Consider the following 20,818-nt stretch of genomic DNA (forward strand, 5'->3'; position numbering starts at 1 on the left):
CACGGCGCGCATCGACCTGTTCTCGCGGGCGCTCCTGTTCTCGCGAGCCGGGACTCAGCCGGTGTTCTGGAGGCCCGCCGCGACGCCCGAGACCGACAGCAACAGCAGGCGCTGGAGCTCGGGGTCGGCCGGCACCTCTTCGGGCGCGTCGCGCAGGGCCCGCAGGGCGCGCAGCTGCAGCAGTGACAGCGCGTCGACGTACGGGCTCCGCAGCTTCACCGCCCGCTGCAGCACCGGCTTGTTCGAGAGCAGTCCGTCGCCGCCGGCGATGCGCACCACCCACGAGCGGGTGAGGGCCATCTCGTCGATCACCAGCTGCGCGAGATCGTCGCGGTCGCCGAGCTCCAGGTAGCGGCGCGCGATGCGGTCGTCGGCCTTCGCGAGACTCATCGCGACGTTGTCGATCATCGCGCGCAGCAGCGGCCACTCGCGGTACGCCTCCTGCAGCAGCGCGAGGTCGCCGACCGTCTCGAGGGCGGTGCCGAGCCCGAACCAGCCGGCCAGGTTGATGCGGGCCTGCGTCCACGCGAACACCCACGGGATGGCGCGCAGGTCTTCGAGCGACTCGACCGACAGCCCGCGGCGCGCGGGGCGCGACCCGAGAGCGAGCAGCCCCACCTCCTCCATCGGGGTGACGGTCGCGAACCACGGTGCGAAGCCGGGCGCCTTGACGAGCTCGAAGAACCGCGCCCGCGAGGCGTCCTCCATGCGCTGTGCCACGTCGGCGAAGCGCTCGGCGGCAGCACGGTTGCGCTGCTCGTTCGAGGGGGCGGAGGCGGTGAGGATGGCGGCGGCCACCTGGTCGATGTGACGCATCGCGATCGCCGGGTCGCCGTAGCGCGCGAAGATCACCTCGCCCTGCTCGGTGAGCTTGAAGCGGCCGTCGACCGAGTGCGGGGGCTGGGCGAGGATCGCCGAGTTCGCCGGTCCGCCGCCGCGGCCGAGCGCACCGCCGCGGCCGTGGAAGAGGGTCAGCTCGATCTCGCTGCGCTGCGCCCAGTCGGCGATCTGCGCCTGCGCCTCGTAGAGCGCGAGGTTCGCGGCGACGGGGCCGACGTCCTTCGACGAGTCGGAGTAGCCGAGCATGACCTCGAGGCGGCGTCCGGTGTCGGCCAGGCGGGCCGCGAAGGCGGGGTGCTCGACGATCTCCGCGAGGATCGCGGGGGCGGCCTGCAGGTCGGCGAACGTCTCGAAGAGAGGGATCACATCGAGAACGGGCGGGGTGCCGTCGGGGCCGACAGCGTAACGCGCGAGCCGGTGCACGGCGGCGAGGTCGTCGGCCGATCGGGTGAACGAGACGATGTAGCGGCCCGCGGCGCGCGGACCGAAGCGCTTCTGCACGTAGGAGATCGTGCGGTAGACCTCGAGCACCTCCTCGGTCAGCTCGCTGCGCTCACCGCCCGCGTCGAGCTCGGCGAGCACCTTCGCGTGCACGGCCGAGTGCTGGCGCACCTCGAGCTCGGCGAGGTGGAACCCGAAGGTCTGCACCTGCCAGACGAGCTGCTGCAGGTGACCGTAGGCCTGGCGCGGGGCGCCGGCCGCGACGAGCGAGGACTGCACGGTGAGGAGGTCCGCGAGCAGGTGCTCGGGGTCGGCGTAGGCGAGGTCGGCGTCGCGCTCGCGCGTCGCCGTGATCTTGCGGGCGATCAGCAGGACGGCCTGACGGTGCGGCTCGCCGGGCGAGCGCTTCACGACGTCGGCGGCCCCCTCGTCGTCGGCGCTGAGCAGCCGCTCGGTGAGAGCGGTGAGGGCCGGGGTCGGCGGGGTCGTGGCGGCATCCAGAGTCAGTCCGCGGCCGATGCGGGCGGAGGCCCGCTCGAGTCCGCGCAGCACGTGCTCGCTGGCGATGCCTGCGGCGCGCTTGGTGACCCTCGCGGTCACGAACGGGTTGCCGTCGCGGTCGCCGCCGACCCAGGTGCCGATGCGCACGAACGGGCGCACGACGGGCTCGCGGGCACCGGCCGCCTCGCCCTGCAGGGCGTCGTCTATGCGGCGGTAGACGTGCGGCACAGCGGTGAACAGCGTCTCGTCGAAGACGGCCATCACCGAGCGCACCTCATCGACCGGCGACGGCTTCTCCTGGCGCAGCGGCGCCGTGCGCCACAGCGTGTCGACCTCTTCGAGCATGCGACGCTCGGCGCGGCGCTGTGCGGGGCCGCCGTCCTCGGCGGCGTCGTAGTCGTCGAGCAGACCCGACAGGCGGCGGATGCTGGTCGAGATCGCCCGGCGCCGCGCCTCGGTGGGGTGGGCGGTGAACACCGGGTGGAAGCGCATCTGGTGCAGACGCTGCAGCGCGGTGTCGTCGCCGACCTCGCCGGCGAGGCGTTCGAGCGCGACGGTCACCGAGTCGGCCGACTCCTCGTCGCGGGCGGCGCGCTGACGCAGCACGCGCACGCGCTGGTGCTCCTCGGCGAGGTTCACGAGATGGAAGTAGCAGGTGAACGCGCGGGCGACCTCGTCGGCGCGGGCGACCGTGAACCCGTCGGCGATCTGCGCGGCCCGCTCGAATGCGGCATCCGTCTCGTCGGTGTAGGCCTGGATGGTCGCGACGCGCAGCCGTTCGACGTCGTCGAACAGGCCCGGGGAACCGCTCTCGCGCAGCACGCGCCCGAGGATTCCGCCGAGCAGTCGCACGTCGCCGCGCATCTGCTCGGGCATCCCATGACTGGCCTCGTAGCGGCCGACGAGATCGATGGCTTCGGTGGGGGTGGGATCCTGCACGCCTCCACGGTAGTCCCGCTCGTGTTACTGGATTGTCACGGCGGGGCGGCCGCGGCGTCGCGGCTAGAATGGTCGGAGGAGTGCCGGGAAGTCTGGTCGGCCCGTCGAGTATGTCGCCGCCGGCATGCACGAGATCGACGGATGCCGCCCCTGACCCTGGAGTGTCCCGTGCACGTGCTGCGTTCCGCCCGTCTTCCCGCCCTGTTGTTGCTGCTCGCTGCGATCGCCGGCCTCGTCGTCGCGGCGACGCCAGCAGGCCCCGGCGTGATCGCCGCGCGCGACGCGCATCTCGTCCTCGCCGGCATCGATCTGTCGGTGGGGCATTGGATCACCGACGGTCTGCTGGCACTGTTCTTCTTCGTCGTCGCGGTGGAGCTGCGGCACGAGCTGACCGTCGGATCGCTGCGCAGCCCCCGCGCCGTGCTCGTGCCGGCGATCGCCGCGCTCGGCGGCGTGGTCGTGCCGATCGCGCTCTACCTCGTGATCGCGAACGGCACCCCGTCGGCGTCGGGCTGGCCGATCCCGACGGCCACCGACATCGCGTTCGCGCTCGGCGTGCTCGCCGTCGTCGGCCGTGGGCTGCCGTCCGGGGTGCGGGTGTTCCTGCTGGCACTGGCGATCCTCGACGACATCGTCGGCATCGTGCTGATCGCGGTCGTGTTCACCGCGGACATCGACTTCGTGGCGCTGGCGGCTGCACTGGCGCTGACGGTCGCCTTCGGGGCGCTCTCGCTGCTGCTGCGTGGTCGCGCCCGCGTACCGGTCGCCGTGCTGATGGTGTGGGTGGCCATCGCGGTATGGGTGCTCGTCCACGAGTCGGGCGTGCACGCGACGATCGCGGGCGTGCTGCTGGGGCTCGCGATCGCGCCGGGTGCCGGGGCGCGTGCGCGGCACGCGCTCGAGCCGTGGGTCAACGTGATCGTGCTGCCGCTGTTCGCGTTCGCCTCCGCTCTGATGCCGATTCCGCAGGTGTCGCCGGCCGCGTTCGCGCCGGCGTTCTGGGGCACCGTGCTGGCGCTCCCGGTGGGCAAGTTTGTCGGGGTGATCGCCTTCGGGTCGCTGGCGATGGCACTGTTCTCACGAGGCTCCCGTCCGCTCGCGTTCGGCGACCTCGCCGCGGCGGGGGCGCTCAGTGGCATCGGGTTCACCGTGTCCCTGCTGATGTCGGAGCTGGCGTTCGTGGGCGCGGCGGATCTGCGCGACCAGGCGATCCTCGGCGTGCTGGGCGGATCGGCGATCTCGTTGCTCGCGGCGGTGGTGCTCGTGTCGCTGCGCGCCCGGCGCTACCGTCGGGTGCGGGAGGCGGCGGCATGACGGACGACGGGATGACGCGGGCGATCGAGGCGATGCGCGCGGTGCGGGACGAGTGCGTCTGGACGCAGCAGATAGACCACCGGGACCTGGTGCCCTATCTCGTCGAGGAGTCGAGCGAGCTCGTCGACGCCGTGGAGTCCGGTACCCGCGCCGACCTGCGAGAGGAACTCGGCGACGTGCTCTGGCAGGTGTTGTTCCATGCCGAGATCGCCTCGCGGGACCCCGACGATCCGTTCGACGTGCAGGATGTGGCATCCGATCTCGCCGACAAGATGATCCGCCGGCACCCGCACGTCTTCGGAGGCGAGAGCGCGCGCACCCCCGAGGAGGTGCTCGTGCTGTGGACCGCCGCGAAGGCGGCCGAGAAGCGCGAGCGTACCAGCGTGCTCGACGGCATCCCGGCGGGCCTGCCGGCGCTCGCCCGCGCCCAGAAGGTGCTCGGCAAGGCCGCTCAGGTGGGGCTGGTGCCCGCGATGACGGATGCCGCGGCCCCGACCGACGAGGCGCAGCTCGGCGACGCGCTGCTCGCCCTCGTCGTCGCCGCCCGCGCGGCGGGCATCGATGCGGAGCGGGCGCTCCGGGAGCGGGTGCGGGGCGTGGAGTCGGCGGTGCGCGCGGCGGAGGCCGCGGCGCGCGGCGGCGACCTGGAACAATAGACCCCCGTGGCACAGGTCAACCCGCCGCGCGGCATGCGCGATTTCCTCCCTCAGGACAAGGCTCGGCGCGAGCGCGTGCTCGCCGTCATCCGCGAGCGCTACCGCGCGCACGGGTTCGACGAGATCGAGACGCCGGTGGTCGAGGACTACGACCGGCTGCACGCCGGCATCGGCGGCGACAACGAGAAGCTCGCATTCAACGTGCTCAAGCGCGGCCTCGACGCCGAGGCGATCATCGCCGCCGCCGACGACCCCGCGGCCCTCAGCGACCTCGGGCTGCGCTATGACCTGACGGTGCCGCTCGCCCGGTTCTACGCGACGCACCGCGCGGAGCTCCCGACCGTGTTCCGGTCGCTGCAGATCGCGCCGGTGTGGCGCGCCGAGCGCCCGCAGAAGGGACGCTACCGACAGTTCGTGCAGTGCGACATCGACATCATCGGCGACGGCTCGGCGCGCGCCGAGGCCGAGCTGATGGTCGCGAGCCTCGATGCGCTCGACGCGCTCGGACTCGAGGGTGGCGTCATCCGCGTGAACGACCGGCGGGCCCTCGACGGCATGCTCGACGTGTTCGGCTTCGCCGCGGAGGAGCGACCCGGCGTCCTGATCACGATCGACAAGCTCGACAAGATCGGCATCGACGGCGTCGCCGCTGAGTTGCGCGAGCGTGGAGCGACGCCCGCGGCCGCCGACGCCTTCGAGGCGTTCGGTCGTCGGCCGACGCCCGAAGCCGACCTGCCGTTCGGTGAGGCGCAGATTCGCGCGGCCCTGCCCGAGGGGATCGATGACGCGGTGGTCGCCGGACTCGTGGCGCTCGGCGATGCGGTCGCGGCCGCCCGGGGCGGCGAGGTGCCGCTCGCGTTCGACCCGTTCCTGGTGCGAGGCATGGGCTACTACACCGGCACGATCTTCGAGCTCGCCCACCCGAGCGTCGGCTACTCGCTCGGCGGCGGCGGCCGTTACGACGGCATGATCGGCAGGTTCCTCGGCCAGAGCGTGCCGGCAGTCGGCTTCTCGATCGGCTTCGAGCGCATCGTCGACCTCGTCGCCGACGGGGTGGATGCCGCATCCCGCACCCTCGTGCTGGTGCACGACGCCGACGTGCCGGTCGGCGAGCTCGTCGCCCACAAGGCCGCGCTCATCGCGACCGGCGCCCGGGTGCGCCTCGAGCGTCGCACGAAGAACCTCACCGCCCTGCTCGCCCGCTCGGCGGCCGACGGGTACGGCGAGTTCGCGACGGTGTCCGCGGGGGCCGACACGGCCGCGCTGGAGTTCAAGCCGCTGGCCTGAGCCGCCGGCCCGAGCCGCGTTCATCCCGGGTTCACCTCGGCGAGGTGCAATCGCGGCATGAGGGGTCTGCGCACCGCCGCCGTCATCGGCGCCTCGACGCTCGTCGGAGCCGCCGCGGCGGTGTTCTCGATGCGGGAGCTGCTGCGGCGTCAGGCCGCCATCGCCCGGCGACGCATCGGCAAGCCGTTGGGGGAGGACGCCCTCGACGCCGACCGTGTCTGGCGGGCGAAGCTCGACGGCGACCCCGTCGAGCTGCTCGTGCTCGGCGACTCGATCGCGGCAGGGTTGGGAGTCACCAGGCGCAAGGACACCCCCGGCGCGCGAATCTCCAAGGGCATCGCCGAGACGCTCGGGCGCCCCGTGCGCCTGGTGACCGCGGCGAAGGTCGGGTCGGAGTCGTCGGCGCTTGCGGCGCAGCTCAACGCCCTCCCCGCACGCTACGCTCCGGATGTCGCGATCATCATCGTCGGCGGCAACGACGTCACTCATCGTGTCCCCGTGACCGTCGCCGCCGGCCATCTGCGCGCCGCCGTCGACCGTCTGCGCGAGCGGGGTGTCGCCGTCGTCGTCGGGACGTGCCCCGACCTCGGCGCGCTGCGTCCGGTGCCGCAGCCGCTGCGCTCACTCGGCTCACGGCAGTCGCGCCAGCTGGCCGACGCGCAGGCCGAGGCGGCGCTCGCCGCCGGCGCGCACGTCGTGTCGCTCCGACGTGTCGTCGGGCCGTTCTTCATCTCGCAGCCCGACGAGATGTTCAGCCTCGACCGGTTCCACCCGAGCGCGCTCGGCTACCGGCGCACCGCCGACGCGCTGCTGCCGTCGGTGCTGCTCGCCCTGGGAGGCGACGGGCCCGTGCCCGACGGGCACGCGGTGCCTGCGGCATCCGCTCTCGCCCTCTGAGGGGCCGCGGCGACCCGCACGCACGCAGCGGGCTATCCCGCGCGGCGTGCCCGGTCGATGCGCAGGCGGATGCCGCGTGCCGCCAGTCCGATCGCGAGCACGACGGCGCCGGCGACGACGGAGGCCCACGGGAGGGAGACGGCGAGCACGAGGCATCCGATCGCCCCGATGATCTGGAGTGCACGGGGGTACCGGCGGGCGTCGCCGTGCTGACGGAACGCCGCGAGGTTGGCGACGAGGTAGTACAGCAGCACGCCGAACGAGGAGAATCCGATCGCGCCGCGAAGGTCCACCAGGGCGACCGCGCCGATCACGACCACACCGACGGCGAGCTCGGCCCGGTAGGGCACACGGTGGCGCGCGCCGATCGCGGCGAGTGCGGCGGGGAGGTCCCGCTCGCGGGCCATGGCGAGCGTCGTGCGGCCGATGCCCGCGACCAGTGCGAGCAGCGCACCGAGGGACGCCGCCGCCGCCGAGACTCGCACCACCGGGTTCGCCCACGTCCATCCGGCGGCGTGCACGACGTCGGCGAGCGGCGCACTCGACGCCGCCGTCGCGGACGCTCCCAGCACCACGACAGTGAGCGTGCCGACGATCGTGTAGACGATGAGGGCCGCCGCGAAGGCGATCGTGATCGCCCGCGGGATCGTGCGGGTGGGATCCCGCACCTCCTCGCCCATCGTGGCGATGCGCGCGTACCCTGCGAAGGCGAAGAACAGCAGGCCGGCCGACTGCAGCACCCCGTAGGCGTCGACCGGGGCCGCGCTGCCGAGGCCCGCCCAGGTCGACGATGAGCTCGCGCCGGCGGCCGTGACGACGGCGAGTCCGAGGAGCGAGACGACGACGATCGCCTTGGTGAGCGCGGCGGTGCGGGTCACGCCGAGCAGGTTGACGCCGACGAGCACGGCGACAGCCACGACCGCGACCGGGCGCTCCCATCCCGCAGGCGCTGCATACGCGGCGAACGTGAGGGCCATCGTGGCCGCGCTCGCGAGCTTGCCGATGACGAAGCACCACCCGGCGGCGAATCCCCACCACTCACCGAGCTCGGCGCGCCCGTAGGCGTAGGTGCCGCCCGAGGTCGGATACGTCGCCGCGAGCTGGGCGGACGAGGTGGCGTTGCCGTACGCCACGACGGCCGCGAGCGCGAGGCCGGCGAGCAGCCACGGGCCGGCGGCAGCCGCGGCCGGCGCCCAGACCGAGAACACGCCGGCTCCGATCATCGACCCGAGGCCGATCGCGACGGCATCGCCGAGGCCGAGCCGGCGGGCGAGGGAGGGCGAGGTCACGCGCGAATCGTAGTCGGCGGGCGTGAACGCTCCGGTGCCCCGACGCGCGGACGCCGCGCGACCGGTCGTCGCCCCTGGCGGCATCGGCTCGCCCGGCGGTCAGCCCGCCGCGACCCGGTCGCGGCGCTTCTCGCGCACATAGACCTCGCGACGCACCCTCGCGACGACGTCGCCCGTGGCATCCGTGATCTCCGTCTCGAACCACTCGAGCACTTTCGTGCCGCCGCGGGCGCGCTCGCGCAGCTCTTCGGCCCTCTCCCGCGGCACCTCGAACCGGGCCGTGAGCACGCCGCGGCCGGGCTTGACGAACTCGATCTCGCCGCGCGTGTCCCACACGACGTAGTCGCGGCCGAGCTGATGCATGACGAGCATGAAGTAGTACGGATCGGTCATGGCCGACATGGCACCGCCGAACGCGACGCCGACGATGTTGCGGGTGAGCAGCGTCACCCGCAATTGCACGACGCAGTGCGTGAAGTCGGGGGCGATCTCGCGCACGCGGATGCCGTTGCAGAGATTCGGGATCCACAGGCTCATGCCGATCGCGAGCTGCCGGGGGGAGTAGGCCACGGATCGAGTGTGACCATCGCCACTCGTTCCTGACAATCCGTTATCGATGATCGACAACGAGCGGGTCGCGGGCGCCGCCGAACGCCAGAATCGAGGGAGCCGCGATCGGCGGCCGAAGGGGGGGCGGGTCACATGGCCGAGGCATCGCAGCGACGGGTGGTCAGGTCGTACGTCCTGGTGGGCGCCGTGCTGCCGGGTGTGCTGTGGCTCGCGAATGTCGTGCTGCAGCTGGTCGCGCTGCCGCACCTGCCCGCGACGGTCGCGACCCATTGGGATGCCTCGGGCGCGCCGAACGCGTACGGACCGCCGTGGGTGCTGGCTCTCGTGACCGGCCTCATCGGACTCGTCGTTCCCGGAACCCTGTTCGCCGTGTCGCTGCCCGGGCTCCTCCGCGGCCACCGGGGACTCGTTTTCCGCCTGTTGGGGGCGATCGGCCTCGGGGTCGCCGGCTTCCTGACCGCCGCGGGTATCAGCTCGACACTCGCGAACCTCCGTGCGGCCGATGGGGGCAGCGCGCACGCGGGCGGGTCGTGGTGGGTGCTGCTCGCCGGTCTCGCGCTCGGTCTGATCGGTTGGTTCGCGCAGCCGTCGCAGGGCGGGCTCCCGTTCTCCGCACCGATCGCGCCGACGTCGCCCGCCGCGCCCGTGGGTGAGACCGCCTCCGGTGCGCTCCCGAGGGCGTGGACGGCCACGACCGCGCTTCCTCGCGGAGCGGTCGTGCCGATCGTCGCGGCGCTGCTGCTGGTCGGACTCATCACCGTCGACGCGTGGTTCACCGGCGGCGGTGGCGCCGTCGCGTGGATCACGACGATCGCGTTCGTGCTCCTGCTGGTCGCCTCGGCGACGCTCGCGGCCTACCACGTGCGGGTCGACGCCGGCGGATTCATCGTGGTCTCGGCCCTCGGCCTGCCGCGCTTCCGCATCCCGCTCGACGACATCGCCCGTGTGCGCACGGTGCAGGTCGAGCCGCTGCGGGACTTCGGCGGCTGGGGGCTGCGCGGACTCCCGGGACGCCTGGGCGTCGTGCCGCGACGAGGCGACGGCATCGAGGTCACGCGCCTCGACGGCCGCCGCCTGACCGTCACCGCGCCCGACGCTTCTACCGGTGCAGCCGTGCTCACCTCGCTCGTCGCGGAGCGCCGCGCGGCGTCCTGACCCCGCCTCCCGACGTCGCCGCGATGCGGGCGACCCGCCCGCCGCCCTTGACGCTCGCCGCGCCGCCCGGGAGGCTGTCGCCATGACCGACGACGCCCTCCCGACCCCCGCGGTGTGGCGCCGGGTCGACACCTACCTCGCGGAGACCCTTGTGGGTCACGACGCCGCCCTCGAGGCGGCGGTGCACGAGCAGGATGCCGCCGGTCTCCCCGCGATCGAGGTCGCGCCGCTGAACGGCAAGCTGCTGCACCTGCTCGCGCGAGCGATCGGCGCTCGGCGGGTGCTGGAGATCGGCACGCTCGGCGGCTACTCCACGATCTGGCTGGCACGCGCGGTCGGCGACGGCGGCGAGGTGGTGACGATCGAAGCGGAGCCCGCGCACGCGGCCGTCGCCCGCGGCAACCTCGACCGTGCCGGCGTGGGGGAGCGGGTGCGCATCGAGATCGGCCGCGGGGCCGACGTGCTCCCCGGTCTCGAGCCCGGGTTCGACCTCGTCTTCATCGACGCCGACAAGCAGTCCAACGCGCTCTATCTCGACCATGCTGCGCGGCTCTCCCGCCCGGGCGCCCTCGTGATCGTCGACAACGTCGTGCGTTCCGGTCGTCTCGTCACCACCGACGAATCCGACGAGCAGGCCGAGGGGGTTCGCCGGGGGCTCGCGCTCCTCGCCGCCGACCCACGATTCGAGGCGACAGCGCTCCAGACCCTCGACGCGAAGGGATGGGACGGCATCGCCGTGGCGATCGTGACGGATGCCGCATCCCGCTCGGGTTCGTGACGCGCCGGTGGCGGCGGCATCCGTCGTCACTAGAGTGGTGGAGGACCGATGACGCTCCGCATGCACCTGTTCCCGGAATGGGAACTCTTGATTGAACCAGGGAGTCCTCAGTGGCACTGATCGAGGCTGTAGGCGCGCGCGAGATTCTTGACTCGCGCGGAAACCCGACCGTCGAAGTGGAGGTGCTCCTCGACGACGGCATCGTCCAGCGGGCGGCCGTCCCCTCCGGTGCGTCGACCGGCGCGTTCGAGGCGTACGAGCTGCGCGACGGAGACAAGAGCCGATACGGCGGCAAGGGCGTGCTCAAGGCCGTCGACGCCGTCATCGATGAGCTCGGCCCCGCGATCGAGGGTGTCGAGGCGAGCGAGCAGCGCCTCATCGACGAGATCCTCATCGAGACCGACGGCACCGAGAACAAGTCGCGCACCGGCGCGAACGCGATCCTGGGCATCAGCCTCGCGGTCGCGAAGGCGGCGGCCGACTCGGCCGACCTCCCGCTGTTCCGTTACCTCGGCGGCCCGAACGCCCACGTGCTTCCCGTGCCGCTGTTCAACGTCATCAACGGCGGCTCGCACGCCGACAACGGCATCGACTTCCAGGAGTACTTCCTCGCCCCGATCGGCGCGGAGACCTACGGCGAGTCGCTGCGCTGGGGCACCGAGGTCTACCACGTCCTCAAGGGCGAGCTGAAGGCCGCGGGGTTCGCGACCGGTCTCGGCGACGAGGGCGGCTTCGCCCCTGATCTCCCCAGCAACCGTGAGGGCCTGGACTTCCTGCTGAAGGCGATCGAGAAGGCCGGCTTCACCCCGGGCGCCGACATCGCCGTGGGCCTGGATGTCGCGGCGACCGAGTTCTTCGCCGACGGCGTCTACACGGTCGAGGGCAAGCCGTGGACGGCCGCGCAGCTGACCGACTACTTCGCCGACCTCGTCGCGAACTACCCGATCGTCACGATCGAGGATGCCCTCGCCGAGGACGACTGGGACGCCTGGAAGGACCTCACCGAGGCGCTGGGCTCGAAGGTGCAGCTCGTCGGCGACGACCTGTTCGTCACCAACCCGATCCGCCTGCAGAAGGGCATCGACCTGGGCGTCGCCAACGCGCTGCTCGTGAAGGTGAACCAGATCGGCACCCTGTCCGAGACGCTCGACGCGATCTCGCTCGCCACGCAGAACGGCTACCGCTCGATGCTGTCGCACCGTTCGGGTGAGACCGAGGACACCACGATCGCCGACCTCGCTGTCGCCGTCAACGCGGGTCAGATCAAGACCGGCGCGCCCGCCCGCAGCGAGCGCGTCGCGAAATACAATCAGCTTCTGCGCATCGAGGAAGAGCTCGGCGACGCGGCGGTCTTCGCCGGTCGCGGTGCCTTCCCCCGCTTCAAGGGCTGAGCGCAGCTGATCTACCGGAAGGGGGAGTCGTGGCCAAGAGACCGACTCCCCCTTCCGCATCTCCGGAGGAGATCCCGCGGGCTCGGCGACTTGCCGCACGCGATTGGCTCGGCGGCATCCGCCTGTCGGGCTTCATGGTGATCATGCTGGGCCTGGTGGTGCTGGCCGTCGGAGTTCTCGTGCCCACGGTCGGCACCTACCTCGCCCAGCAGCAGAAGCTCTCCGCCGCCCGTGCCGCGGTGCAGCTCACCCAGCAGCAGATCGATGCGCTCCAGGCCGAGAGCGACCGCCTCGGCGACCCGGCGTACATCGCCACGCAGGCGCGTGAACGGCTCTACTACGTGACACCGGGTCAGGTGCTCTATCTGGTCGACAACGATCTTCCCGCCGACCAGCAGCCTCGTGACGCGGCTCCCGTGAGCGCGCAGCTCACGCAGACCCGCAACGACTGGATGTCGGGATTCGTGCGATCGCTGGCCGCCGCGGGGGCCGCCGTGACGGCCACGGCGCCGACCGACGGATCCACGCCGAGCCCCACCTCGGACGCCACACCGAGTCCGTGACGCCCGGCGTCTACCGAGCCGCGCCCCGGTAGCCTTTCGGGGTGACGACGCCGCCCTACCCTGCCGTGACCGACGCCGAGCTGGCCGTGCTGCGCGCCCAGCTCGGACGCCCCGCGCGAGGGGTGCTCGGCATCGCAGCGCGCTGCGTCTGCGGCAACCCCACGGTCGTCGCCACGGCGCCCCGGCTCGACGACGGGTCGCCCTTCCCGACGTTCTACTACCTGACCCATCCGGCCGCGACGGCGGCCATGTCGACCCTCGAGGCCGAGCACGTCATGCCCGAGCTTGCGGGGCTGCTCGACGACGCGGATGTCGCGGACGCCTACCGCGCCGCGCACACCAGCTACCTCGCCGATCGCGCCGCGTACGGCGAGGTGGACGAGATCGCCGGCATCTCCGCCGGCGGCATGCCGACCCGCGTCAAGTGTCTGCATGCCCTGGCCGGCCACGCTCTCGCGGCAGGGCCCGGCGTCAATCCGATCGGCGACGCGGCGCTGGCCCGGTCGACCTGGTCGCCTTCGCGCTGCGTCTGCGCCGATCCCGGGGCCGCCCGGGGCGAGGCGGCCTGATGCGTGCTCGCCGGGTCGTCGTGGCCGCCGTGCTCCTCGCCGGTGGGTTCGTCGTCGCCCCGTCGGCTGCCGGCATCCCCGCCGTCGCGGCCTCGGGCGCGCAGCCGGCGTCGACCGGCATGGCGAACGCAGCGACCGAGGACGCGGCCCGGGCGGCGGAGTACTGGCTCACCGACTACGGAATCGAGCAGGCCTGGCAGACGACACAGGGCGCGGGCGTGAAGATCGCGATCATCGACACCGGTATCGGTGCCGCGCCGCAGCTCAACGCCGCGGTCGTCGGCGGCGCCGATTTCTCGGGCGAGGGCTCGGCGAGCGGCCGCACGCCGGTCGGCTCGAGCGACACCGGTCACGGCAGCTGGGTGGCCTCCCTCGCAGCGGCCCGCCCGCTGTCGGACGGCACCGGCATGATCGGCGTCGCTCCGCAGGCACAGCTGCTGTCGGCATCCATCTCGTTCGGCAGCGAGGTGAAGGTGCCGTTCGTGACCCAGGTGGCCTCGGCCATGAAGTGGGCCGTCGACAACGGCGCGAAGGTGATCAACCTGTCGTTCACGACCAACACGCTCGACTGGGATCCGTCGTGGGACACGGCCTTCCAGTACGCGTTCTCGCACGACGTCGTCGTCGTGGTCGCCGCCGGCAACCGGGGAAGCGGGACGACCCGCGTCGGCGCGCCGGCGACGATACCCGGTGTCTTGACGGTCGCCGGGGTCACTCCGTCGGGCCAGGCGAGCCAGGAGGCCTCCACCCAGGGGATCACCATCGGCGTCGCCGCGCCCAGTGAACAGCTTCTCGGGGTCTCGCCCGGCGGGTCGCTGGTGCGGTGGAACGGCACGAGCGGCGCCGCCCCGATCGTCGCGGGCATCGTCGCGCTCGTGCGCGCCGCTCACCCCGACCTCGACGCGGCGAACGTCATCAACCGCATCATCTCCACGGCGACCGCTCCGCCCGGCGTCTCGCTCGGCACGGTGCCCAACGCGCTCTACGGGTACGGGCTCGTCAACGCCGCCGCGGCCGTGTCCGCCGACGTGCCCACGGTGACCGCGAACCCGATGGGATCGCTCTCCGACTGGATCACGCTGCACCGTCGCGCGAACGCGTCGCCGGCGCCGGAGGACTCCGCCACACCGGTCGCGCTGCCGGCGCTCCCGCCGGCCGACGCCGCCACCCCGCGCGGGTCCCTGCTGCTGCCCTCGCGGGACACGCTGCTGTACGGGTCGCTGCCGCTGTTAGGGATGACCGTCGCGACTATACTGGTGGCGCTCGGCGTCACCGCTGCTGTCCGACGCATCCGATCGGCGCGTGACTCCCGCACGCCGAGCATCAATTCGCCAAGGAGTTCCGTTCACCGTGACTAACACCGTGCCCAGGATCTTGATCGTCGGAGGCGGCTACGCCGGCTTCTACACCGCGTGGAAGCTCGAGAAGCACCTCCGCAAGGGTGAGGCTCAGGTCACCGTCGTCGACCCGCTTCCCTACATGACCTACCTGCCGTTCCTCCCCGAGGTCGCGGCCGGGTCGATCGAGGCGCGTCACGCGGTCGTCGCCCTGCGTCGCCACCTGGCGTCGACCGAAGTCGTCACCGCCCGAGTGACGAAGATCGATCACGCCCACAAGGTCGCCACCATCACCCCGTCCGAGGGCGAGGCGTGGGAGCTCGAGTACGACCAGATCGTCGTCACCGCGGGCTCGGTCTCGCGCACCTTCCCGATCCCCGGCATCGCCGACAACGCGATCGGCATGAAGGCGATCGAGGAGGCCGTGTGGGTGCGTGACAAGCTCCTCTCGAACTTCGACAAGGCCGCGGCGCTGCCGCCCGGACCCGAGCGGGAGCGTCTGCTCACCGTCGTCGTGGTCGGTGGCGGATTCGCCGGCATCGAGACCTTCGCCGAACTGCGCAACTTCGCGTCGTCGCTGCTGAAGAAGTACCCGCAGCTGACGTTCGACGAGACGCACTTCCACCTCATCGAGGCGATGGGCCGCATCATGCCCGAGGTGTCGCTGAAGACGAGCGAGTGGGTTCTGAAGGACCTCGCGAAGCGCGGTGCGTACGTGCACCTCGACACCCAGGTTACCGGGGCCGTCGACGGCAACGTAGAGCTCTCGACCGGCGAGGTCATCTCGACCGACATCATCGTGTGGACCGCGGGCGTCATGGCCAACCCGCAGGTCGTCAAGGGCAGCGACCTGCCCAGCGAGCAGCGCGGACGCATCACGACGCAGGGCGACCTGCGCGTGATCGACGCCGACGGCAACGTCGTCGAGGGCGCCTGGGCGGCGGGCGACGTCGCGGCGGTGCCCGATCTCACCGGTGGCGGTGTCGGCGGCTTCTGCGTGCCGAACGCCCAGCACGCGGTGCGTCAGGCCAAGCAGCTCGCGAAGAACCTCACCGCGGTGCTGCGCGGCGAGCTGCCGAAGGACTACATCCACAAGAACCTGGGCGCCGTGGCCGGTCTCGGCCTCTACAACGGTGTGTTCCAGTCGGGCAACATCGCCCTCAAGGGCTTCCTCGCCTGGGGTGCCCACCGTGGCTACCACGGTCTCGCGATGCCGTCGTGGGAGCGCAAGTGGCGCGTGCTGTGGGGCTGGTGGAACAACTTCTGGCTCGGTCGCGACGTGGTGAACCTCGAGGCCGTGCAGACGCCGCGCCGCTTCTTCGACGAGTTCGCGTCGCGCCCGCGTCCGCCGCAGCCGGCTGAGGCGCCCGCGAAGCCGGCCGCCGAGAAGGCGCCGGTCGCCGAGAAGGCCGCCGCCGCGAAGTAGGCGTACGTCTCACGGAACGCCGCGACATCTTCGGATGCCGCGGCGTTCCGCATTCTTCGGATACTCCCGGCCGCACCGCTGGCGGGGTGCGCGTGCCGTATGCCACGCTGGGCTTCCCGCCGCGGGGCACAGGTGCCTCGGGTCCGGCGGCTGCGCCCGAGGAGGCCCGAGTGACCAAGGTGCACATCCGCGACTTCCACGGCGACGATCTCGACCAGCTCGTGCGGTTGTGGGGCCACGTGACGGGCGAAGGTGCAACGCCGATCTACTCGCTGGCCGAGGTCGTGGCCTCCTGCCAGGCCGACCACGCGGTGGTCGCGGTGCGCGGTGACGACATCGTCGGGGCCGCTGTCGGCCGCGCCGCCCACGCGCAGGGATGGGTGGTGTTCTTCGGGGTGCGCGAGACGGATGCCGCGGGCGAGATCAGCGGCGCCCTGCTCGATGCGCTCGAGCGCCGGATGGCGCCGCTCGGGCTCGGCACACTGTCGGTGCTGGTGCCGGAGGGGCAGCGGGTCGAGCCGTTCACGCAGAACTCCTTCGTCGTGCATCGAGCGGTGCGCTACCTGGAGCGCCAGCTCCCCGTGCAGCGCCGCGAGCTCGACGTGCTGAAGGAGCTGGGTGGTCGCATTCTGCCGCGCCACCTCTGGAACGCGGTCGCGGGCATGACGACGGAGAAGACGATCCTCGAGGAGCGACTCGTGACGCCGCTCGCGCAGCCGGAGCTCGCCGAGCGCTTCGGGGTGGTGCCGCCGCGGGCGGTCATGCTGTTCGGACCGCCCGGCACCGGCAAGACGACTTTCGCGCGGGCCGTGGCATCCCGTCTCGACTGGCCGTTCGTCGAAGTCTTCCCCTCGCGGCTCGGCGACAGCGCGCGGGGGATGGCCGGCGCCCTGCGTGCCACGTTCGAGGCGATCGACCAGCTCGAGCACGCGGTCGTCTTCATCGATGAGGTCGAGGAGATCGCGGCTCACCGGGGCGGCACGCCGCCGTCGCCCACGCAGGGGGTCACGAACGAGCTGCTGAAGCTCGTCGCGGAGTTCCGTGAGCGGGACGGCCGGCTGCTCATCTGTGCGACGAACTTCATCCGCGCACTCGACGCCGCGTTCCTGCGGCACGGACGCTTCGACTACGTGCTGCCGATCGGCCTGCCGGACGCGGAGGCGCGCCGCGCGATCTGGGGTCGGTACATCCCTGTCGACGTCGCGGGCGACGTGGATGTCTCGGCTCTCGTCGACGCCAGCGACGGACTCACCCCCGCCGACATCGAGTACGCCGCGCGGCGCGCATCGCAGGAGGCTCTTGCGCGCGCCCTCGCGTCCGGCGACACGGGCGACGCGGTCGGCACGGACGACTACCTGCGGGCGCTCGGCGGCACCCGCGCCACGGTCTCGCGCGAGGTGACGACCGAGTTCGAGGAGGACATCGTCGCGCTCGCCCGCCTCTGACGGCGCGTGTCGCTGTCCTAGGGTGGGGGCGGGCCCCCGTAGCCCAATGGCAGAGGCAGGCGACTTAAAATCGCTTCAGTCTGGGTTCGAGTCCCAGCGGGGGCACACCCCACCGTGCTCCGGCTTCGGGGGCGCCGGGTCGTCGCTGACTGCCGATCGGCAGTCGACGGATGCCGCGCCCCGCCACTCAGCTCGGGGTGCGCCCGAGCCGCGGCACAGCGAACCAGATGACGGCCACGGCAGCGAGGGTCACACCGAGGGCGACCGCGCCCGCGGGCAGCCCCGCCGTCACGCCGAACAGGAACGCGGCGACCCCCGCGACGAGCAGCGAGACGACCGCGAGGGTGGCGAGCAGGAAGACGTTGCCGATCACGACGAGCCGCGCCTTCTCGTGATGGCGGAAGAGGCGACGGTGCATGATGATCGGCGTGAGGCCCAGCAGCGTGGCGATGCCCGCGAGGGTCACCAGGCACAGGTAGAACGTGCGGGCGAACGCGTCGAGTGTCTGGAACATCGGCTGGAAGGCGACCGCGAGCAGGAAGCCGGTGAGGATCTGCGTGCCGGTCTGCGTGGCGCGCAACTCCTGAAGGATGTCGGTCCAGTTGCGATCGGACTTCTCGGTGGCCGTCTCGAACCGACCGTCGCCCGGGACGGCGTCGTCGGCGTCGCTCACTCCATGCCGGCTCTCGATGCGCTGCGGCGCGCCTTCATCAGTGCTCACGTGCACAGCGTAGGCACGACGCACCCGCACAGCACGCACGTCACGGTGCGGGTCGCCGCGGCCTAGGCTGAGCGCATGCGGCCACCGGCGACGAGGAGCACGGCACGATGACGATCGATCTGCTCGCGGCGCCCGTCGGCGAGCCGTGGCGTCAGCCCGCGGCCTACTGGCCCTCGCTCACGGCCGCCACCGCCGACCGCTCCGCCCCCGTCGCCGTGCTCGGTCTCGAAGCGCTGCGCTACAACGCGCTCGACATGATCGCGCGCGCCGGCGGTATGCCGATCCGCGTCGCCAGCAAGTCCCTGCGTGTGCGCGAGGCGCTCGATGCGCTCCTCGCCCTACCGGGCTATCGCGGCATCCTCGCGTTCACTCTCGCCGAGGCGCTGTGGCTCGCCGACACCCACGACGATGTCGTCGTCGGATACCCGACCGCCGATCGGGCGGTGCTCGCCGCGCTCGTCGCCTCGGAGGCGGCATCCGCGCGCGTGACGCTCATGGTCGACGGCCCGGCCCAGCTCGACCTGGTCGACGCGGTCGCATCTCCCGCGACGCGACCCGAGGTGCGGGTGGCGATCGACGCGGATGCCTCGTGGCGCAGCCGCGCACTCGGGCACATCGGGGTGCGGCGCTCGCCGCTGCACGACGCCGACGACGTCGCCCGCTTCGCCCGGCACATCGCGGCGCGACCCGGCTTCCGCCTGACCGGACTCATGATGTACGAGGCGCAGATCGCCGGCCAGCCCGACGCCGAGGGCCCGTCGGACCCCGTGATCCGCTGGATGCAGCGCTCCTCGGGAGACGAGCTGCGCGAACGGCGGCAGGCCATCGTGGCGGCGGTCACGCGCATCGCGCCGCTCGAGTTCGTCAACGGCGGCGGCACCGGGTCGCTGGAGTACACGTCATCGGATGCCGCGGTCACCGAGCTCACCGCCGGCAGCGGCCTGTTCGCGGGGCATCTGTTCTCGCGCTACCGCGCGTTCGACCCGGCGCCGGCGGCATCCTTCGCCCTCGACGTGGTCCGTCGGCCGACCGACGACATCGCGACGCTGCTCGGCGGCGGCTGGGTCGCCTCGGGCCCGCCGGTCGCGTCGCGGCAGCCCGCGCCGGTGTGGCCGGAAGGACTGCGCACCCTCGGTCGCGAGGGCACCGGCGAGGTGCAGACCCCGGTGCAGGGGCCGGCGGCGCGGACGCTGCGGGTGGGCGACCGGGTGTGGTTCCGGCACGCGAAGAGCGGTGAGCTGTCGGAGCGCGTCGAGCGATTCGCGATCGTGGCGGCGGGAGCCGTCGTGGGGGAGGCCGCGACCTACCGCGGTGAGGGAAAGGCGTTCCTGTGACACGACCCGGCGGCACCTGGACGAACTGGGGGCGCACCGAGAGCGTGCGCCCGGCGCGGGTCGAGTACCCCGCGACGCCCGACGCCGTACGCCGCTCGGTGCTCGCCGCCCGCACACGCGGCCTGCCGGTGAAGGCCGTCGGTGCCGGGCACAGCTTCAGCGGCATCGCCGTCGCGCCCGGCGTGCTGCTCGACCTCAGCGACCTCACCGGGCTCGTGCGGGTCGACCGCGAGCGGCGGCTCGCGACCTTCCGCGCCGGCACCCGCCTGCACCGCATCCCGAAGCTGCTCGCGCCCTACGGCCTCGCCATGGCGAACCTCGGCGACATCGACCGGCAGTCGATCTCCGGGGCGATCTCCACCGGCACCCACGGCACCGGCGCCGCGTTCGGCGGCATCGCGACCCAGGTCGCGGGGGTCACGCTGGTCACCGGCGAGGGTGAGTTCCTCACCGTCGACGACACCGAGAACGCCGATCTGCTTCCGGCGGTCGCACTCGGACTCGGCGCGCTCGGCATCCTCGTCGAGGTCACCCTGCGACTCGTGCCCGCGTTCGTGCTGCACGCCGTCGAGCACCCCGAGCCGATCGACGACGTCGTGGCGACGTTCGCCGACCGGGCCGCGGCATCCGATCATGTCGAGTTCTACTGGTTCCCGCACACCGACGTGGGACTCCTGAAGACCAACACCCGCTTGCCGGAGAGCGCCGTGCGCCATCCGCTGCCCCGCGTCGCGAAGTTCCTCGACGAGGAGCTGCTCTCCAACGGCGTCTTCACCGCCGTGTGCGCTCTCGGCCGCGCCGTGCCGGCGATCACCCCGCCGCTGTCGCGCCTCGCAGCGAAGGTCACGGGGCGACGCGAGTACACGGATGCCTCCACCGCCGTGTTCACGCAGCACCGGGGCGTGCGGTTCCGCGAGATGGAGTACGCCGTGCCCGCCGAGCGCCTCGCCGAGGCATTCGACGCCGTGCGCGCGCTCATCGACGAGCGCCGGTACCGGGTGTCGTTCCCGATCGAGGTGCGGATCGCGGCATCCGACGACCTATGGCTCTCGACGGCTTCGGGCCGCGCCACCGGCTACATCGCCGTGCACCGCTACTGGCGGGAGAACCCGGCCACCTACTTCGAACCGATCGAGGAGCTGCTGCGCACCTTCGACGGGCGTCCCCACTGGGGCAAGATGCATACGCGCACCGCCGATGACCTGCGCCCCGCCTACCCTCGGTTCGACGACTTCACGGCCCTGCGCGACCGGCTCGACCCCGATCGGGTCTTCCGCAACCGCTACCTCCGACGCGTCCTCGGGGAGTAGACCCAGAGTCTGCCGCGAGCGCATCATCACGCCCGAGGGCGCCACTAGTATGAGG

18 protein-coding genes and 1 tRNA gene are annotated in these 20,818 nt (G+C 72.2%); 15 read left to right on the forward strand and 4 right to left on the reverse strand.

Annotated elements, in window-relative coordinates; genetic code table 11:
• Nucleotides 1-54: 54 nt before the first annotated feature.
• Nucleotides 55-2,658, reverse strand: coding sequence for a phosphoenolpyruvate carboxylase (locus RR49_RS13790; RefSeq protein ID WP_425411868.1), 2,604 nt, complete (start codon nt 2,656-2,658; stop codon nt 55-57).
• A gap of 204 nt (nt 2,659-2,862) precedes the next feature.
• On the opposite strand from RR49_RS13790, the gene RR49_RS13795 reads away from it, so the two are divergent.
• From RR49_RS13795 to RR49_RS13810, 4 genes are read left to right on the forward strand one after another with little or no spacing between them, the layout of a single operon-like run.
• Entirely contained in the window at nt 2,863-4,035 is a 1,173-nt protein-coding gene (locus tag RR49_RS13795) for a Na+/H+ antiporter NhaA (protein WP_048808824.1), read from the forward strand.
• On the forward strand, nt 4,032-4,691 hold the full coding sequence (locus RR49_RS13800) for a nucleoside triphosphate pyrophosphohydrolase (protein WP_045248666.1): 660 nt from the start codon (nt 4,032-4,034) through the stop codon (nt 4,689-4,691). Before RR49_RS13795 ends, RR49_RS13800 begins: the two co-directional genes overlap by 4 nt.
• A 33-nt stretch (nt 4,692-4,724) precedes the next feature.
• The gene (locus tag RR49_RS13805; protein ID WP_045248735.1) at nt 4,725-5,978 is read left to right on the forward strand and encodes a histidine--tRNA ligase; all 1,254 of its coding nucleotides are present in this window, start codon (nt 4,725-4,727) and stop codon (nt 5,976-5,978) included.
• 57 nt (nt 5,979-6,035) lie between these two features.
• Complete coding sequence (locus RR49_RS13810; protein WP_048808825.1) at nt 6,036-6,875, forward strand: SGNH/GDSL hydrolase family protein; 840 nt, start codon at nt 6,036-6,038, stop codon at nt 6,873-6,875.
• Nucleotides 6,876-6,907: 32 nt separating this feature from the next.
• Here RR49_RS13810 and RR49_RS13815 read toward each other — a convergent pair whose 3' ends face one another.
• Both RR49_RS13815 and RR49_RS13820 read right to left on the reverse strand, forming a co-directional pair.
• Nucleotides 6,908-8,164, reverse strand: coding sequence for an APC family permease (locus RR49_RS13815; RefSeq protein ID WP_045248667.1), 1,257 nt, complete (start codon nt 8,162-8,164; stop codon nt 6,908-6,910).
• Nucleotides 8,165-8,263: 99 nt separating this feature from the next.
• A complete protein-coding gene (locus tag RR49_RS13820; RefSeq protein WP_048808827.1) occupies nt 8,264-8,734 on the reverse strand; it encodes a DUF4442 domain-containing protein in 471 nt (156 codons plus the stop codon).
• A gap of 132 nt (nt 8,735-8,866) precedes the next feature.
• On the opposite strand from RR49_RS13820, the gene RR49_RS13825 reads away from it, so the two are divergent.
• The 9 genes from RR49_RS13825 to RR49_RS13865 all read left to right on the forward strand — a co-directional run bounded on the left by RR49_RS13825 (nt 8,867) and on the right by RR49_RS13865 (nt 17,503).
• On the forward strand, nt 8,867-9,889 hold the full coding sequence (locus RR49_RS13825) for a DUF1648 domain-containing protein (RefSeq protein WP_048808828.1): 1,023 nt from the start codon (nt 8,867-8,869) through the stop codon (nt 9,887-9,889).
• 82 nt (nt 9,890-9,971) lie between these two features.
• A complete protein-coding gene (locus tag RR49_RS13830) occupies nt 9,972-10,667 on the forward strand; it encodes an O-methyltransferase (RefSeq protein ID WP_045248668.1) in 696 nt (231 codons plus the stop codon).
• A gap of 110 nt (nt 10,668-10,777) precedes the next feature.
• Nucleotides 10,778-12,058 carry a phosphopyruvate hydratase gene (gene eno / locus RR49_RS13835; protein ID WP_045248669.1) on the forward strand — a complete coding sequence of 427 codons (1,281 nt, stop codon included), beginning with the start codon at nt 10,778-10,780 and terminating at the stop codon, nt 12,056-12,058.
• A gap of 29 nt (nt 12,059-12,087) precedes the next feature.
• Nucleotides 12,088-12,621, forward strand: a complete 534-nt coding sequence (locus RR49_RS13840; RefSeq protein WP_048808829.1) for an FtsB family cell division protein — start codon at nt 12,088-12,090, stop codon at nt 12,619-12,621.
• A gap of 41 nt (nt 12,622-12,662) precedes the next feature.
• Nucleotides 12,663-13,190, forward strand: a complete 528-nt coding sequence (locus RR49_RS13845; RefSeq protein WP_045248670.1) for a DUF501 domain-containing protein — start codon at nt 12,663-12,665, stop codon at nt 13,188-13,190.
• Nucleotides 13,190-14,548 carry a S8 family serine peptidase gene (locus RR49_RS13850; protein WP_045248671.1) on the forward strand — a complete coding sequence of 453 codons (1,359 nt, stop codon included), beginning with the start codon at nt 13,190-13,192 and terminating at the stop codon, nt 14,546-14,548. The genes RR49_RS13845 and RR49_RS13850 overlap by 1 nt, the downstream gene beginning before the upstream one ends.
• Before the next feature lie 4 nt (nt 14,549-14,552).
• Nucleotides 14,553-15,953, forward strand: a complete 1,401-nt coding sequence (locus RR49_RS13855; protein WP_045248672.1) for an NAD(P)/FAD-dependent oxidoreductase — start codon at nt 14,553-14,555, stop codon at nt 15,951-15,953.
• Between the two features lie 170 nt (nt 15,954-16,123).
• Nucleotides 16,124-17,398 carry an ATP-binding protein gene (locus RR49_RS13860; RefSeq protein WP_045248673.1) on the forward strand — a complete coding sequence of 425 codons (1,275 nt, stop codon included), beginning with the start codon at nt 16,124-16,126 and terminating at the stop codon, nt 17,396-17,398.
• A gap of 32 nt (nt 17,399-17,430) precedes the next feature.
• Nucleotides 17,431-17,503: transfer RNA gene (locus tag RR49_RS13865), tRNA-Leu, on the forward strand.
• 82 nt (nt 17,504-17,585) lie between these two features.
• Here the strand turns inward: RR49_RS13865 and RR49_RS13870 are convergent.
• Complete coding sequence (locus tag RR49_RS13870) at nt 17,586-18,119, reverse strand: DUF6328 family protein (RefSeq protein WP_245610991.1); 534 nt, start codon at nt 18,117-18,119, stop codon at nt 17,586-17,588.
• Between the two features lie 107 nt (nt 18,120-18,226).
• On the opposite strand from RR49_RS13870, the gene RR49_RS13875 reads away from it, so the two are divergent.
• Nucleotides 18,227-19,453 (forward strand): alanine racemase, encoded by a 1,227-nt coding sequence (locus RR49_RS13875; protein WP_045248675.1) that lies wholly within the window; start codon nt 18,227-18,229, stop codon nt 19,451-19,453.
• Nucleotides 19,450-20,763 carry a D-arabinono-1,4-lactone oxidase gene (locus RR49_RS13880; protein ID WP_045248676.1) on the forward strand — a complete coding sequence of 438 codons (1,314 nt, stop codon included), beginning with the start codon at nt 19,450-19,452 and terminating at the stop codon, nt 20,761-20,763. Before RR49_RS13875 ends, RR49_RS13880 begins: the two co-directional genes overlap by 4 nt.
• The last annotated feature ends 55 nt before the right edge of the window (nt 20,764-20,818 follow it).

The sequence above is a fragment of the Microbacterium ginsengisoli genome, from assembly GCF_000956535.1.
Lineage (GTDB): Bacteria > Actinomycetota > Actinomycetes > Actinomycetales > Microbacteriaceae > Microbacterium > Microbacterium ginsengisoli.

Bases quoted from the DNA above. Each gene is read 5' to 3' on its own strand.
- RR49_RS13875 (WP_045248675.1), top strand. From the start codon at position 18,227: ATGACGATCGATCTGCTCGCGGCGCCCGTCGGCGAGCCGTGGCGTCAG.
- RR49_RS13810 (WP_048808825.1), top strand. From the start codon at position 6,036: ATGAGGGGTCTGCGCACCGCCGCCGTCATCGGCGCCTCGACGCTCGTC.
- RR49_RS13850 (WP_045248671.1), top strand. From the start codon at position 13,190: ATGCGTGCTCGCCGGGTCGTCGTGGCCGCCGTGCTCCTCGCCGGTGGG.
- RR49_RS13795 (WP_048808824.1), top strand. From the start codon at position 2,863: ATGCCGCCCCTGACCCTGGAGTGTCCCGTGCACGTGCTGCGTTCCGCC.
- RR49_RS13830 (WP_045248668.1), top strand. From the start codon at position 9,972: ATGACCGACGACGCCCTCCCGACCCCCGCGGTGTGGCGCCGGGTCGAC.
- RR49_RS13800 (WP_045248666.1), top strand. From the start codon at position 4,032: ATGACGGACGACGGGATGACGCGGGCGATCGAGGCGATGCGCGCGGTG.
- RR49_RS13790 (WP_425411868.1), bottom strand. From the start codon at position 2,658: ATGCCCGAGCAGATGCGCGGCGACGTGCGACTGCTCGGCGGAATCCTC.
- RR49_RS13805 (WP_045248735.1), top strand. From the start codon at position 4,725: ATGCGCGATTTCCTCCCTCAGGACAAGGCTCGGCGCGAGCGCGTGCTC.
- RR49_RS13825 (WP_048808828.1), top strand. From the start codon at position 8,867: ATGGCCGAGGCATCGCAGCGACGGGTGGTCAGGTCGTACGTCCTGGTG.